The following is a 14410-nucleotide window of genomic DNA, read 5'->3' as shown; positions in this document are numbered from 1 at the left end:
ACCGGGACGGCGGCGATGCCCGAGCCGGCGCGGCGCTGGCGTCTGCGCCCGGAACGTCAGGCGTTGGTGCAGCGCGACCTCGACGGTATCGTCGCCCTGTATGACGAAAGTTCGGGACAGACGCACCTGCTCGGCGCGCCGCTGCCGCAGCTGCTTGAGGCACTGGGGGAGGGGCCGGCGGACGTGAAGACGCTGCTCGCCCGGCTCAACCGCGCGTACCGGCTGGGCGATGGCGCGGCGGACGCGATCGCGCAGCGCTGCGACGAGCTGGTCGCGCTCGGGCTTGCAGAGGCGGGGTGAGCTTCATCTGGCGCCGTCAGGTCGGGGCGGTGCCGATGCGCCTCGCCAGCGCGTGGCGCCAGCCGGTGCGCGCGCTCGAGCGGCTCTACGCCGAATATCCTGCGCCCGACGATGGGTTTGCCGCGGCCACCGCGCGGCTCGAGCCGGCGGGCCCGCTACGCCGCTGGCTGCGGCCGAGCGTCGCCATCGCCGGCGACTTCGCCATCCCCGACGCCGCACCCTTGCCGTTGGCGCAGGCGCTGCTCGCGGCGGAGATGGCGCTCAACCTGCAGCTGGCGCTGGGCTGGTCGCAGCATCTGTTGCTTCATGCCGCCAGCGTCGAGCGCGACGGTGAGGCGTTGCTGCTGGTAGGGGAGTCGGGTTCGGGCAAATCGACGCTCGCCGCATTGCTGGGCGAGCGCGGCTGGCGGCTGATGGGCGATGAATTCGTGTTGCTGCGGCTCGATGGGTCGGGCCTTGCCGACGCGCACCCGCGCGCGGTGAGCCTCAAGAACCAGAGCATCGCCGCGATGCGGGCGGTCGTCCCGGACGAGCGGCGCTGGGGCCCGATGCTTGAGGGCACGCCCAAGGGCACCGTGCGTCACCTCATCCCCAACGCGCGAGCCATCGCCCGCCAGCGCGAAGCGGCGCGCCCGGCGATGATCCTCTTCCCGCGATTTGGCGACAGCGCCGCGCTTGCGCCCGTCGGCAAAGCGGATGCATTCGTGCGGCTGACCGAAGGGTCGACCAATTATCTCGCACTGGGACGGTCCGCCTTTGCGACGCTGACTGCGCTGGTGACGGCGGCGCCCGCGGTCGAGCTGCACTATGCCGACAGCGAACAGGGTGTCGCGGCGGTCGAGCAATTGTGGGCTGCGCGATGAGCCTTGCACGAACCCTCGCGACGATCCTCACCGACCCGGCGCGGGCGGCGGCGCTGTCGCCCTCGCGGTGGAGCGACCTCCTCAGCCTCGCCCGCGCCGAGCGGCTGTCGGCAACGCTGGCGGAGCGAGTCGCCGGGCAACCCATGCCGCGCCCCGTGGCAGCGACCCTCACCGCGGAAGCGAATCGCGCGCACCACGCGCAGCGGCAAATGCTGTGGGAGGCGGACGAGGTGGCGCGGGTGCTGGCGCCGCTCGGGCTGACGCCCATCCTGCTCAAGGGCAGCGCCTACGCCGCGGCAGGGCTGGCGGCGGCGGCGGGGCGCAACATCGGTGACACGGACATTCTGCTGCCGCGCGATATGCTGCCGCAAGCGGAGGCGGCGTTGCTTTCGGGCGGCTGGGAGTGGGTCAAGACCGATCCCTACGACCACGCCTATTACCGCCGCTGGATGCACGAGCTGCCGCCGCTGATCCACGCGAGCCGCGACCGGATGCTGGATGTGCACCACACGATCCTGCCGCTGACCGCGCGGCCCAAGGTCGATGCCGGGGCGCTGATCGCGGGCGCGGTGCCGTGCGGGGCGCGGCTCAAGCGGCTGGGGGATGCCGACCTCGTGCTGCACGCAGCGGCGCATTGTCTCGCCGATGGCGAAATGGACGGGGCGATGCGCAACCTGTGGGACATCGACCGACTGCTGCGCGAACTGAGCGAGCGCGCGGACTTCTGGGCGGAGCTTCGCGCCCGCGCGGAGCTTCACCAGCTGTGGCCGGCGATGGCGCGGGCGGGGCGGCTGGCGCGGGCGCTCTACGCGACGCCGCTGCCCGACGATTGGCCGGCCGAGCAGCGCAGCGACGCCCTCTTCCTGCGCCGCATCCTCGCCCGTGACGGGTGGGGGCGGGGGACAACGAAGCCGCTGCGCGCCGCCTTTTACCTGCGCGGGCATCTCCTGCGGATGCCGCTGCGGCTGCTGGTCCCGCATCTGGCGCGCAAGGCGTTCGCGCGGTCTTCCCCCTGACGCATCGCGGTGGCAGGGGGCGTGCATGACCGATGCGACCCCCGCCTCCGACCGCCCCCGCCGCCCGCTGGCCGCGATCATCCTCGCCGCGGGGAGCGGCACGCGCATGGCCTCGGCCAAGCACAAGGTGCTGCACCCGATCGCGGGCAAGGCGATGCTCGACCACCTGCTCGACGCGGTGGCGGAGCTCGGCGCGGAGCGCACCGTCGTCGTGGTCGGCGCGAACGGCGAGCAGGTCGAGACGCATCTGCACAAACGCGCCGACGCGGCGCGACTGAGCGTCGCCTGGCAGCGCGAACAGCTCGGCACCGGCCACGCCGTGGCGCAGGCCAAGGACGCGCTCGACGGGTTCGCGGGCGATGTGCTGATCCTCTACGGCGACGTGCCGCTCGTCCGCCCGGAGACGATGCACCGCATGATCGAGCGGCTCAATTTCGGCATCGAACCGCGCGCGGTGGTGCTCGGCTTTCGCCCCGAGGACGCGGGCGCCTATGGCCGGATCGTCGCGCAGGGCGACGGCACCATCGACCGGATGGTCGAATATAAGGACGCGAGCGCGGAGGAGCGCGCGGTCGATCTGTGCAATTCCGGGCTGATGGCGGTGCGCAGCGCGGAGCTGTTCGTGTTGCTCGACCGCATCGGCAACGACAATGCCGCCGGCGAATATTACCTCCCCGACATCGTCATGCTGCCCGGTGCGAAGAGCGCGGTGATCGAGGTCGGCGATCCGGTCGAGGTCGCTGGCGTCAACAGCCGCGCCGAACTCGCCAGCCTGGAGGGCGAATGGCAGCGTATGGCGCGGGCGAAGGCGATGGCCGGCGGCGCGACGCTGCTGGCGCCGGAGACGGTGTTCTTCAGCGCCGACACGCAGCTCGGCCGTGACGTGACGGTGGAGCCGAATGTGGTGTTCGGCCCCGGCGTGAGCGTTGCGGAAGGCGCGCGCATCCGGGCGTTCTCGCACCTGGAGGGCGCGCGCGTGGGCGAGGGGGTCGAGGTCGGCCCCTATGCCCGGCTGCGGCCCGGCGCGGTGCTGGAGAAGGGCGCCAAGGTCGGCAATTTCGTCGAGGTCAAATCGGCGCGGCTGGGGGAGGGGGCGAAGGCCAATCACCTCAGCTACATCGGCGATGCCGACGTCGGCGCGGGGGCGAACATCGGCGCGGGGACGATCACCTGCAACTACGACGGCTATTTCAAGCACCGCACCGAAATCGGCGAGCGCGCCTTCATCGGCTCGAACAGCGCGCTGGTGGCGCCGGTGAAGATCGGCCGCGACGCGATCGTCGCCGCGGGGAGCGCGGTCAGCCGCGACGTTGCCGACGGCGAGCTGCGGCTGGTGCGCGCCGAGCAGCTGGTGAAGCCCGGCTGGGCCGACCGCTTCCACGACGCCATGCGCCGCAAGAAGGCGGAGGCGGCGGCCAAAAAAAGCGGCTGAGCGGACGCGGAGCCTGCCCGTCGAGCGACAAGCGCACAAAGTTCGCACATAAGAGGGACGGCTTTGCGACGCGCCTGCGCCGAGCCTCGGGCGGAGCTATGCCGACGGCGAGGCGTGTAGGACAGCGGGCGCTCGCGCCCCCCCTCCCCGTTACCCGCCCCACCGTCACCCTGAACTAGTTTCAGGGTCCATGCCGCGCCGTCGGCGGTGGATGCTGAAACGAGTTCAGCATGACGGGGGGCGCGTCAGGCGGCGTAGCGGCCGTCGGGGAGGCGGCGGGCGAGACCGACGTTGGTGAGCGCGTCGAGCACCGGGCGCACGCTCGCCGCGCGCTTGCCGCGGAAGGCGCGGGCGATGTCGTTGGCGGCGAGCGGGGCGGGCGCGCTGGTCAGCACCGCGCGCACGGCGCTGACCTGTTCGGGAAGCGCGGTCGGCCACGCGATGACATTGTCCTCCGCCACGCCCGCGCCGCCAGGGAGGGCGAGTTCGTCCGCCGCTTCGACGGGCGGCCGATAGTCGGGTGCCTGAAATTCGGGCCGCAGCCAGCGAATCAGCCCCTTCGCCTCCTCCGCCGCGCGTTCCGCGTTGAGCGCGACGACGCGGGCGAGGATGGTTTCGTCATCGAGCCGCCCGGCGCGCCAGTCGTCGCCCCAGCCATAGGCGTCGGCGACCAGTTCATCGATCGCATCATGATGCTGGCGGAGGATGGTGACGAGACCGCGATCGTGAATGTCGCGTTCGACGTCGGTCAACGCCCGCCCGCGCCCATCATTGGCGCGCAACGCTTCGAGCACATTGTAGAGTTTGGTGAGCGTCAGATCGGCATGCTGCGCCAATACCCGTTTGCGCAACGCATCGAGCGCCTCCGCCTCCGCTCGAATGCGCTGCTGGAGCGGTTCGGGCACATCGGCGGGGAAGGGGAATGGGTCGAAGCAGCGTGATTTCGAGTAACGCGGATCGTCACCTACTCCCAGCCTTGCCCCGGCCGCCAGCGCCCATATGACATGATGCCTGCTAGTCAGCACTCCAAGTGCGTAAGCGTCGTCAGATGCCGTACAAACGAGCATGTTGTCGGGTCGAGTGTCGATCGGCAGAAATTGAAATACGCGGTGTTTCGCCGTCTCGACGGTGGCGATAAAGCGTACGCAGTTGACCAAGGCCTTACGCAGCTCTGGCCGCGTCTTCCCGAATAGCCACCAGTCCTTGGCGTATTGCCGAGAGTCCGCTGTCTGACTTTTGGCCAGCTGGCCTTCGCGCGCTGGTTTCACGGTTGCGAGGAGGTGCTGGTAGATCGCCGGATGCCGTTCGCGCACCTCGTTTTCGGTGAGGCCGTAGAGGTCGATGACCATCACGTCGCGCGCGTGGCCGGCGAGGTCGCGGCCATTGCGATAGTCGAAGATGACGGGCTGTTCGGTAGGTTCGCGAGGCGCTGCCAGTGCTGACGGTTCGCGCCCAGCGAACGCCATTGGCCGCGATGCCACCCCGCGCGGTCGACGTGACACGGCGCCGACCGGATCGAGCAGCACCGCCTGCTCGCGGGTGACGATGAAGCCGTCGCCGTGGAGCTTTACGCCGGGCGAGCAAAGCCGGTCGTTTGCTTTCAACGGTTTCACCGACGTGACATCCGCGCCGACCCGCAGGTCGCTGCGTATGTCGCCCGCCTGCTGCGCGAATTCGATGGTTTCCGGCGCGCCGCTTTCGTCGGTGACGGTGAGGAGGCGGCCGTCGTGGCGGCCCTTGGCGGCGACGGTCATGGCGATGCGCACCGCTGCGCCGTTGCGTTCGTCGACCCACGGGTGATTGGGAATGGCGAACAGCAGACTGAGGCGGTCCTTCGCCTCCATATGACGCGCGATGACACGGCGGCTGAAGGTCTGGGTGATCGAATTGGTGGTGACGAAGCCGAAGCGGCGGATGCTGCTGCGGCGTACCAGCGTTGCCGCCTTGTCCCACCAGTGCATCACGAAATCGGCGCTTTCGGGCACTTTGGTGGTCTTGAAAAGCGCCTTGAAATAACCGTCGCCCAGCCGGTCGCGCACGTCTTTGCCGCCGATGAAGGGCGGGTTGCCGACGATGATGTCGGCGCGCGGCCAGCTGGCGGGACGCGGATTGACGTAACGCCAGACTTCGACGCGCGCGTCCTCGTCGGGGACCGGTTTGCCGGTGACGGGGTGCGGCTTCATTGTCTCGCCGTCCCAGCGGCTGACCGGGCGCCCCGCCTCGTCCCGCTCCAGCACGCGATCGTCATAAGCGATCAGCGCGTCGCGGTTTTCGATGGTGCGGATGTCGCGCAGGATCGGCTCGGCAGGCATCTTCTCCGCGCCGTTGACGCGGAAATGCCACTGCAGATAGCCGATCCACAGCACCAGCTGCGCGATCTCCGCCGCGCGCGGGTTGATTTCGATGCCGAGGAAATTTTCGGGGGTGATGGTGTGCCCCGACAGTTCGGCGACATATTGATCGTCGCCGAGTTCGAGGAGGAGGTCGAGCACCTCTCCCTCCAGCTCCTTCATTCGCGCCATGGCGACGTAAAGAAAGTTGCCGGTGCCGCACGCCGGATCGAGCACGCGCGTGCGAGCAAGCTGGCCGTGAAACTTCTCGACCAGCTCACGCGCCGCCTCGGGCTCGTTCTCGTCGATCAGTTTGGCGGCGCTGGCGCGTACGCCGTCCCAATCGGCGCGCAGCGGTTCGATGATGGTCGGACCGATCAGTCGTTCGACATAGGCGCGCGGGGTATAGTGCGCGCCGAGCTTCGAGCGCTCCTTCGGGTCAAGCGCGCGTTCGAGCAGCGTGCCGAAGATCGCCGGTTCGACTTCGGTCCAGACGTGGGTTGCCGCCGCGATCAGCACGTCGAGCTCCTCCGCTTCGAGCGGGAGCGCCTGCCGGTCCTTGAACAGATAGCCGTTGAACCGGCGCAGCGGGATGCCGAGCGCGGGGGCGAACTCACCCTTGTCCATCGCCGCCCACAGCGCGGACAGCTGGTGGTGAAGATGTTCCGGATGGCCGCGCTGATCCTTCAGCAACTGCGTGAAGCTGCCCGGTGGAATGAGCGCACTGTCCTCCGCGAACATGGTGAACAGCAGCCGCATAAGAAAGCCGCTGACCTGCTCCGCGCCATGCCCCCGTCGTTCGAGACGGCGTGCGAGCGTTGCCAGCAAATCGGCGATCTCCCGCGTGACCCGCGCCGCGCGCGCGGTCGGGTCGAGCGAGGCGGGCTCGGTCCAGATCGCACGCAGCCGCTCGCGAACCGCAGCATCGCGCAGGTCGGCGAGCATGATGCGATAGCGCGACCGGTCGGGAAACTGGGCGTAGGCTTTGCCGGTGCCGGTGAAGTCGGCATAGACTTCGATGCAATAGCCGATGTCGGCGACGAGCAGGAACGGTGGCCAGCCGTGGTCGACGGGCAGCGCCTTGGCATAGCGTTCGGCCTGCACCTTGGCGCTGACCATCGCCCGCGCCCATGCCGGGGTGCCGCGACGCGCGGTGCCGCGCTTCATGCGGTCGGTGGCGGTGTGCCCGAACAGGTCGAGGTCGGCCTCCCCCGCGGCGGCGGATCGGCGGTCGAGATCGCTTCCTTGCTTGGCTTCGAGGATGAAGCAGCCGCGGCGGTAGCAATCGATCCGCCCGAAGCTGGTCGTGCCGTCGCCATTGTCCTGAAACACGCGGCGTTCGAAGACATAATCGTTGCGCGCGTCGTCGGCGTGGCTGCCCCCCGGCGGATCGACCCCGATCAGGCGGCACAGGTCGCCGATGAAACTTTGCGTGTTGGCGAGCTCGGACCCGCCGGTGGCCTCCCACGCTGCGATGAAGCGTTCGATGTCGGCGTCGGTGGCGTCCCCCATCACGGCGATAGAGCATAGTCATCGCGCCCGCTCAACGCCCGTTGGCAATCGAGCCATGGCGCGCCGCGCGCTCGCACGCTAAAGCCCCGCGCCATGTGTGGTATCATCGGAATCGTCGGCAAGGCCGAGGTCGCGGATCGTTTGGTCGATGGGCTCAGGCGGATGGAGTATCGCGGGTATGACTCCGCGGGGGTGTGTACCGTCGACGATGGCGCGCTGGTGCGGCGGCGGGCGGAGGGGAAGCTCAATAACCTCGTCGCCGAACTGGCGCAGAACCCTGCGCCCGGCACGATCGGCATCGCGCACACGCGCTGGGCGACGCACGGCGCCCCGACCACCAGCAACGCGCACCCGCACGCGACGGGCGAGGTGGCGCTGGTCCACAACGGCATCATCGAAAACTACAAGCCGCTGCGCGAGGAGCTGATCGCGCGCGGGCGGGTGTTCGAGAGCGAGACCGACACCGAAGTCGTCGCGCACCTCGTCTCCGAACAAGTTGAGGCAGGGAAGTCGCCGCAGGACGCGGTGCAGGCGGTGCTGCCGCAACTGCGCGGGGCCTTCGCGCTGGCGATCGCCTTTCGCCAGCACCCCGACCTGCTGATCGGCGCGCGGCTGGGGTCGCCGCTGGTGCTCGGCTATGGCGAGGGGGAAACCTACCTCGGCTCCGACGCGCTGGCGCTGGCGCCGCTGACGCAACGCATCGCCTATCTCGACGAGGGCGACTGGGTGGTGGTGCGCCGGCAGGGTGCGGAGATCTACAACGCCGCGGGCGAACCCGTCGAGCGCGAGGTGACGACAAGCGGGCTCACTGCCGCGGCGGTCGAGAAGGGGCCGTATCGCCACTATATGCTCAAGGAGATTTTCGAGCAGCCGACGGTGGTGGCGCAGACGCTCTCCTCCTACGTCCGCCCGGTCGAAAGCCAGGTCGCGCTGCCGCAGATGGACTTCGACCTCGCGAGCGTGAAGCGGGTGACGATCGTTGCCTGCGGGACGAGCTATTATGCGGGGCTGGTCGCGCGCTACTGGTTCGAACAGTTCGCGCGGGTGCCGGTCGACATCGATGTGGCGAGCGAATTCCGCTACCGCGACCCGGTGCTGGAGCCGGGCGGGCTGGCGCTGTTCATCTCGCAATCGGGGGAGACGGCGGACACGCTGGCGGCGTTGCGCCACGCCAAGGCGGCGGGGCAGACCATCGCGGTGGTGGTCAACGTGCCGACGTCGAGCATGGCGCGCGAGGCGGACCTCCTCCTCCCCACGCACGCCGGGCCGGAGATCGGCGTTGCGTCGACCAAGGCGTTCACCTGCCAGCTCGCGGTGCTGGCGGCGTTGGCGGCGAAGCTGGCGGTGGCCAAGGGGCGGATGGACCGCGCCGAAGAGGCGGAGGTGGTGCGCCACCTGATCGAAGCGCCGGGCGCACTCAACGCCGCGCTCGACCATGACGCGGACATCGCAGGCATGGCGCCGCTGATCGCGCCGGCGCGCGACGTGCTCTATCTGGGGCGCGGGCCGGACTTCGCGCTGGCGCTGGAGGGGGCGCTGAAGCTCAAGGAGATCAGCTACATCCACGCCGAGGGCTATGCCAGCGGCGAGATGAAGCACGGCCCGATCGCGCTGATCGACGAAAGCGTGCCGGTGATCGTGCTCGCGCCGTCGGGGCCGCTGTTCGAGAAGACCGTCTCCAATATGCAGGAGGTGCGCGCGCGGGGCGGCAAGGTGGTGCTGATTTCCGACGCAAAGGGCATTGCCGAGGCGGGCGACGGGTGCCTCGCCACGATCGAGATGCCGCAGGTGCACCCGCTAATCGCGCCGCTGGTTTACGCGGTGCCGGTGCAGCTGCTCGCCTATCACGTCGCCGTTGCCAAGGGCACCGACGTCGACCAGCCGCGGAATTTGGCGAAGAGCGTGACGGTCGAATAGGCGAGCGAAATAGCGAGAGCTATTTCGCGGTCGGCGGAGCCGACGCCTATTCCCGGCCGGCGGGTGGCCGGCAGGCCAACCCGACCGACGTCATGGGACTTGCTCCCATGACGGCCCGCCACCGATAGCCAAGGCGAATAGCGGGGCTATTCGCCGGTCCGCGGAGCGGATGGCTACGGCCGGCCGGCGGGTGGCCGGCAGGCCAACCCGACCGACGTCATGGGACTTGCTCCCATGACGGCCCGCCAACGCGACAAGCTGGACCCCGGATCAAGTCCGGGGTGACGGGCGCTGCGGGGGCCGCGCCTCGCCCCCCAAGGCTACAGCAATACCGCGCGGATGGCGTAGGCGACCGCGCCGACCACCGCGACGCTCCCCGCCCAAAGCACGATAAACCAGCTCAGCCGTTCATCAAAGGGCCGCTCGGGCTCGCTGTTCATGCGCCCAAGCGGGCGTTCGGGCTTAGTGGTCATGCGTGTGGTAGCCGCCACTCGCGTCGACCTTGCCGCGGAACACCCAGTAGGACCAGGCGGTGTAGCCGAGGATCAGGGGCAGCAGGATGACGACGCCGATCAGCATGAAGATTTGTGCGTCGGGCGGCGCGGCGGCGTCCCAGATGCTGATCCGCCCCGGGACGACATCGGGCCAGATCGAGATGCCGAGCCCGATCATCGACAGCGCGAACAGCGCCAGCGTCCAGCCGAACGCGCTCGCGTCGGCGAAGGTCGCGAGCGTGCCGCCTTCGGGCGCGACCGCTTCGTCGCGCTTCAGTGCCGCCCACAGCTTCCACGTTGCCAGCGCCACCAGCAGCGGCATCGGAATGGTGACGAGGAGGCCGGGGAAGGCGAACCAGCGGCGCCAATACTGCCCCTCGAGGAAGGGGGTGTAGAGGCTCACCGCCGCGACCAGCAGCGCGAAGACGGGCAGCAGCCAACGCGCGTAGCGGCGCGCATCAGCGTGCACGGGCCCGGCGGTCTTCCAGATCAGCCAGGTCGCTCCGAGCAGCGCATAGCCGACGACGATCGCCACGCCGGTCAGCAGCGAGAAGGGGGTGAGCCAGTCGAACCAGCCGCCGGCATAGGCGCGGCCCTCGACCGGGATGCCCTGCACCAGCGCGCCCAGCGTCACGCCTTGGGCGAAGGCCGCGACGATCGAGCCGAAGGTGAAGCCTGCGTCCCACGCGCGGCGATGGCGCGGGTCGCGCCAGCGGAACTCGAACGCGACGCCGCGAAAGACGAGGCCGAGCAGCATCGCGATCAGCGGCGCATAAAGCGCGGGCAGCACGACGGCATAGGCCAGCGGGAACGCCGCCAGAAGCCCGCCGCCGCCCAGCACCAGCCAGGTTTCGTTGCCGTCCCACACCGGCGCGATCGAGTTCATCGCCGCATCGCGCTCTTCGCCGACCTTGAAGCCGGGGAACAGCACGCCGATGCCGAGGTCGAAGCCGTCCATGAAGACGTACATCGCCACCGCCACGGCAATGATCACCGCCCAGATGACCGGCAGCGCGGGGGTAAGAGCCTCGAACATCAACCCGCCTCCCCTGTCGGCACGACGGCTGGGCGAGGCGCCCCGTCGCCGCCGGTCGCAGCGATCGGCGTGGTGCCCGCCGAACGCGTCGGCGTCGCGGCGAGCGGGGTCTCACCCGCGTGCGGCGGCTGGCTCATCAGCTTGAGGATATACCAGACGCCGAAGCCGAACACCGCGGTGTAAACGACGATGAAGGCGAGCAGCGACGCCGCCACCCCGGGCACGCCGATCGGGGCGACAGAGTCCGCGGTGCGTAGCGCGCCATAGACGGTCCACGGCTGGCGCCCGACCTCGGTCGTCACCCAGCCGGCGATCACCGCGACGAACCCCGCCGGGCCGAGCAGCACCGCCGCGCGATGCAGCCAGCCGGGCGCGTAGAGGCGTCCGCGCAGCCGCGCCCACAGGCTCCACAGCCCGAGGCCGATCATCGCGAGGCCGATGCCGACCATGATGCGGAACGACCAGAAGACGATCGCCACCGGCGGCTGTTCGTCGCGCGGCACGCGCTTCAGCCCTTCGAGGGGGGCGTTCGGATCATGCTTCAGGATCAGCGAGCCGACCTTGGGGATGGCGAGCTGGTAGCGCGTCGTCTGCGCGTCCTGATCGGGCACGCCGAACAGGATCAGCGGGGCGCCGTTGGGGTGATCCTCGAAATGCCCTTCCATCGCCAGCACCTTGGCCGGCTGATGCTCGAGCGTGTTGATGCCGTGCATGTCCCCCGCGACGAGCTGGATCGGCGCCACCAGCGCCGCCATCCACATCGCCATCGAGAAAGCGGTGCGCACCTGCGGCGTGTCGTGCCGTTTGAGGAGGTGCCACGCCGCCACCCCGCCGACCACGAACGCGGTGGTGAGATAGGCGGCGATGACGGTGTGGACGAGGCGATAGGGAAAGCTCGGGTTCCAGATGATGTCCCACCACGTCCCCGCCTTCACGAACTGGCCGACGTCGTTGACGGTGAAGGCGACCGGGGTCTGCATCCAGCTGTTGACGCTGAGGATCCAGAAGGCGGAGACGAAGGTGCCGATGGCGACCATCAGCGTCGCGACGAAGTGGAGTTTCTTGCCCACCCGCTCGAGCCCGAACAGCATCACGCCGAGGAAGCCCGCTTCGAGGAAGAAGGCGGTCAGCACCTCATAGGCCATCAGCGGGCCGATGATCGGCCCCGCCTTGTCGGAGAACACCGACCAGTTGGTGCCGAACTGGTAGGACATGACGATGCCGCTGACGACGCCCATCGCAAAGGCGACCGCGAAAATGCGCAGCCAGTAGCGGAACAGGTCGAGATATTTCTGCTCGCCGGTCATCAACCAGCGCGCTTCGAGCACCGCGAGAAAGCTCGCCAGCCCGATCGAGAAGGCGGGGAAGATGAAGTGAAAGCTGACCGTGAACGCGAACTGCGCGCGGGCCAGTAACAGGGCGAGCTCCGATTCAACCACGGCTTACCTCTCAGTCGTCTGCCTTTACCCGGTCAGAGCGGATCATCCCATTGCTTTGACGAGCATGTAGATTGCGGTCACCACAATCAGCGACGCAAACAGCCTTTTGAGCAGGAGTTCGCGGCCCGCGAGGCGCGTCATCGCGCGCACGCCGAGCAAGCTTCCGGCGAAGCCGCCTGCGACGAACGCTGCGGCGAGCGCCCAGTCGACGAGGCCCGACAGCGCATAGTTGACCGCCGTGGTGGCGCCGAAGGCGGTGATGGCGACGAGCGAGCTGCCGATCGCATTGGCCATCGCCATCCCCGTCGCCGCGACCAGTGCGGGCACCACCAGAAAGCCTCCGCCGATGCCGAAGAAGCCCGAGAACAGCCCGGTCGCCGCGCCGAATCCGAGCGTGCGACCGCCTGCGCCGGCGCGCAGCGGCGCGTCAGCCGGGAGCGGCGGCTTGCCTTTGCGGAACATCAGCGCCGCGACGCCGAGCATCACCAGCGCGAACAGCCCGAGCAGCCCCTCCCCGTCGAACGCTTTCCCGAGCGTCGACCCGATCGCGGCGCCGGCGATCCCCGCAGCAGCGAAGCGCAACGCGACCCCCCAGCGGATCGTCCCGGCGCGGGCGTGATTGACCACGCCCATCGCCGCGTTCGCCGCCACCGCCAGCGCGCTCGTGCCGAGGGCGACGTGGGGATTGGTCACGCCGACGAGGTGGACGATCAACGGGACGGCAAGGATCGACCCGCCCCCGCCGACCATCCCGAGCACAAAGCCCACCAGCCCGCCCGAAAGCGCGCCCAAGAGATATTGGAGGAGGGTCACCCCCGGTGCGATCAGGACGGGCGCGGGGGGTGGCCGAGGGCGTTGATTGGCAGCTTGAGGTAGCTGACGCCGTTCGCCTCGGGCTCGGGCAGGCGGCCGCCGCGCATGTTGACCTGGATCGACGGCAGGATCAGCTTGGGCATCGGCAGCGTCTTGTCCCGCGCCTCGCGCATGGCGACAAACTCGTCCTCGCTCGTGCCCTCGCGCAGATGGACGTTGCCGGTGCGCTCGGCGCCGATGGTCGTCTCCCAGGCGAAGCTGTCGCGGCCGGGCGCCTTGTAATCATGGCACAGGAACACCCGCGTTTCGTCGGGGAGCGCCATCAACCGCTGCACCGACCGGAACAGCGTGCGCGCGTCGCCGCCTGGGAAATCGGCGCGGGCCGAGCCATAGTCGGGCATGAAAATGGTGTCGCCCGGAAACAGCGCATCGCCGATCAGATAGGCCATGTCCGCCGGCGTGTGGCCGGGGACGTGCATGACTTCGATGGTGAGGTCGCCCAGCGGCAGGCGGTCGCCGTCGCCGACCAGCCGATCGAACTGCGAGGCATCGCGCGCGAATTCGGTGCCTTCATTGAAGATCTTGCCGAAGGTCTGCTGGACGGTGAGGATGTCCCGCCCGATGATGATTTCCCCGCCGAGGCGTTCCTGCAGATAGGGGGCGGCGGACAGGTGATCGGCGTGGGCGTGCGTCTCCATCTGGTAGTGCACGTCGAGTCCATGTTCGCCGACATAGGCGATGATCGCGTCGGCGCTCTCCGTCCGAGTGGCGCCCGAGGCGGCGTCGAAATCGAGCACGCTGTCGATGATCGCTGCCGCGCGGGTGGCCGGATCGTGGACGACATGCGTCGCGGTGAAGGTCGCGTCGTCGAAGAACGTCTTGACGATGGGAGTGGCGGTCATGTGGCCTCCTTCGACCCCAGCGCGGGGGCGCAGAACAGATCGTAGAGCGTGCGCATCAGGTCGGTGACGCGCGGATCGGCGATGCGGTAGAAGATGCTCTGTGCATCGCGCCGAGTGGCGACGATGCCTTCTTCGCGCAGCTTGGCGAGATGCTGCGAGGTGGCGGACTGGCCCAGCCCCACCGTCTCGACCAGCGCGCCGACCGACATCTCCTCATGCTGCGCGAGCAGGCACAGCAGCTGCAATCGATTGGCGTTGGCGAGCGCGCGCAGAATGTCCGACACCTCCGCCGCCTGGTCGGCGAGGGCGGGAGCGACATTGGCGAGTCGTGTGTCATCCATGATCAGTACATAAGA

At 69.0% G+C, this 14410-nt stretch carries 12 protein-coding genes; 5 read left to right on the top strand and 7 right to left on the bottom strand.

Annotation, left to right across the window (positions count from 1 at the left end; genetic code table 11):
• Positions 1-15 precede the first annotated feature (15 nt).
• From ACRYJK_RS08950 to glmU, 4 genes are read left to right on the top strand one after another with little or no spacing between them, the layout of a single operon-like run.
• Complete coding sequence (locus ACRYJK_RS08950) at positions 16-300, top strand: HPr-rel-A system PqqD family peptide chaperone (RefSeq protein WP_482667174.1); 285 nt, start codon at positions 16-18, stop codon at positions 298-300.
• Positions 297-1163 carry an HprK-related kinase A gene (locus ACRYJK_RS08945; protein ID WP_482667173.1) on the top strand — a complete coding sequence of 289 codons (867 nt, stop codon included), beginning with the start codon at positions 297-299 and terminating at the stop codon, positions 1161-1163. Before ACRYJK_RS08950 ends, ACRYJK_RS08945 begins: the two co-directional genes overlap by 4 nt.
• Positions 1160-2179 carry a nucleotidyltransferase family protein gene (locus ACRYJK_RS08940; protein WP_482667172.1) on the top strand — a complete coding sequence of 340 codons (1020 nt, stop codon included), beginning with the start codon at positions 1160-1162 and terminating at the stop codon, positions 2177-2179. The genes ACRYJK_RS08945 and ACRYJK_RS08940 overlap by 4 nt, the downstream gene beginning before the upstream one ends.
• A 25-nt stretch (positions 2180-2204) precedes the next feature.
• Positions 2205-3611: a bifunctional UDP-N-acetylglucosamine diphosphorylase/glucosamine-1-phosphate N-acetyltransferase GlmU gene (gene glmU / locus ACRYJK_RS08935; protein WP_482667171.1), complete on the top strand. Its 1407-nt coding sequence runs from the start codon at positions 2205-2207 to the stop codon at positions 3609-3611.
• 245 nt (positions 3612-3856) lie between these two features.
• On the opposite strand, the gene ACRYJK_RS08930 is transcribed toward glmU, so the two are convergent.
• The gene (locus tag ACRYJK_RS08930; RefSeq protein ID WP_482667433.1) at positions 3857-7453 is read right to left on the bottom strand and encodes a class I SAM-dependent DNA methyltransferase; all 3597 of its coding nucleotides are present in this window, start codon (positions 7451-7453) and stop codon (positions 3857-3859) included.
• A 93-nt stretch (positions 7454-7546) separates the two neighbouring features.
• Here ACRYJK_RS08930 and glmS point away from each other — a divergent pair, with 93 nt between their 5' ends.
• The gene (glmS, locus tag ACRYJK_RS08925) at positions 7547-9370 is read left to right on the top strand and encodes a glutamine--fructose-6-phosphate transaminase (isomerizing) (RefSeq protein WP_482667170.1); all 1824 of its coding nucleotides are present in this window, start codon (positions 7547-7549) and stop codon (positions 9368-9370) included.
• A 320-nt stretch (positions 9371-9690) separates the two neighbouring features.
• On the opposite strand, the gene ACRYJK_RS08920 is transcribed toward glmS, so the two are convergent.
• Genes ACRYJK_RS08920 through ACRYJK_RS08895 form a run of 6 tightly spaced genes read right to left on the bottom strand, consistent with a single transcriptional unit; the run spans position 9691 to position 14395 of the window.
• A complete protein-coding gene (locus tag ACRYJK_RS08920; RefSeq protein ID WP_482667169.1) occupies positions 9691-9843 on the bottom strand; it encodes a DUF2474 family protein in 153 nt (50 codons plus the stop codon).
• Positions 9833-10900 carry a cytochrome d ubiquinol oxidase subunit II gene (cydB, locus tag ACRYJK_RS08915; protein WP_482667168.1) on the bottom strand — a complete coding sequence of 356 codons (1068 nt, stop codon included), beginning with the start codon at positions 10898-10900 and terminating at the stop codon, positions 9833-9835. The genes ACRYJK_RS08920 and cydB overlap by 11 nt, the downstream gene beginning before the upstream one ends.
• Entirely contained in the window at positions 10900-12339 is a 1440-nt protein-coding gene (locus ACRYJK_RS08910) for a cytochrome ubiquinol oxidase subunit I (protein ID WP_482667167.1), read from the bottom strand. Before ACRYJK_RS08910 ends, cydB begins: the two co-directional genes overlap by 1 nt.
• Positions 12340-12381: 42 nt before the next feature.
• Positions 12382-13152, bottom strand: a complete 771-nt coding sequence (locus tag ACRYJK_RS08905) for a sulfite exporter TauE/SafE family protein (RefSeq protein WP_482667166.1) — start codon at positions 13150-13152, stop codon at positions 12382-12384.
• A gap of 11 nt (positions 13153-13163) precedes the next feature.
• Positions 13164-14054, bottom strand: coding sequence for an MBL fold metallo-hydrolase (locus tag ACRYJK_RS08900; RefSeq protein WP_482667165.1), 891 nt, complete (start codon positions 14052-14054; stop codon positions 13164-13166).
• Complete coding sequence (locus ACRYJK_RS08895; protein ID WP_482667164.1) at positions 14051-14395, bottom strand: ArsR/SmtB family transcription factor; 345 nt, start codon at positions 14393-14395, stop codon at positions 14051-14053. The genes ACRYJK_RS08900 and ACRYJK_RS08895 overlap by 4 nt, the downstream gene beginning before the upstream one ends.
• Positions 14396-14410: the final 15 nt, after the last annotated feature.

The organism is Sphingomonas sp. BLHR8 (assembly GCF_056821725.1).
This window is presented reverse-complemented; position numbering and strand designations above follow the sequence as displayed.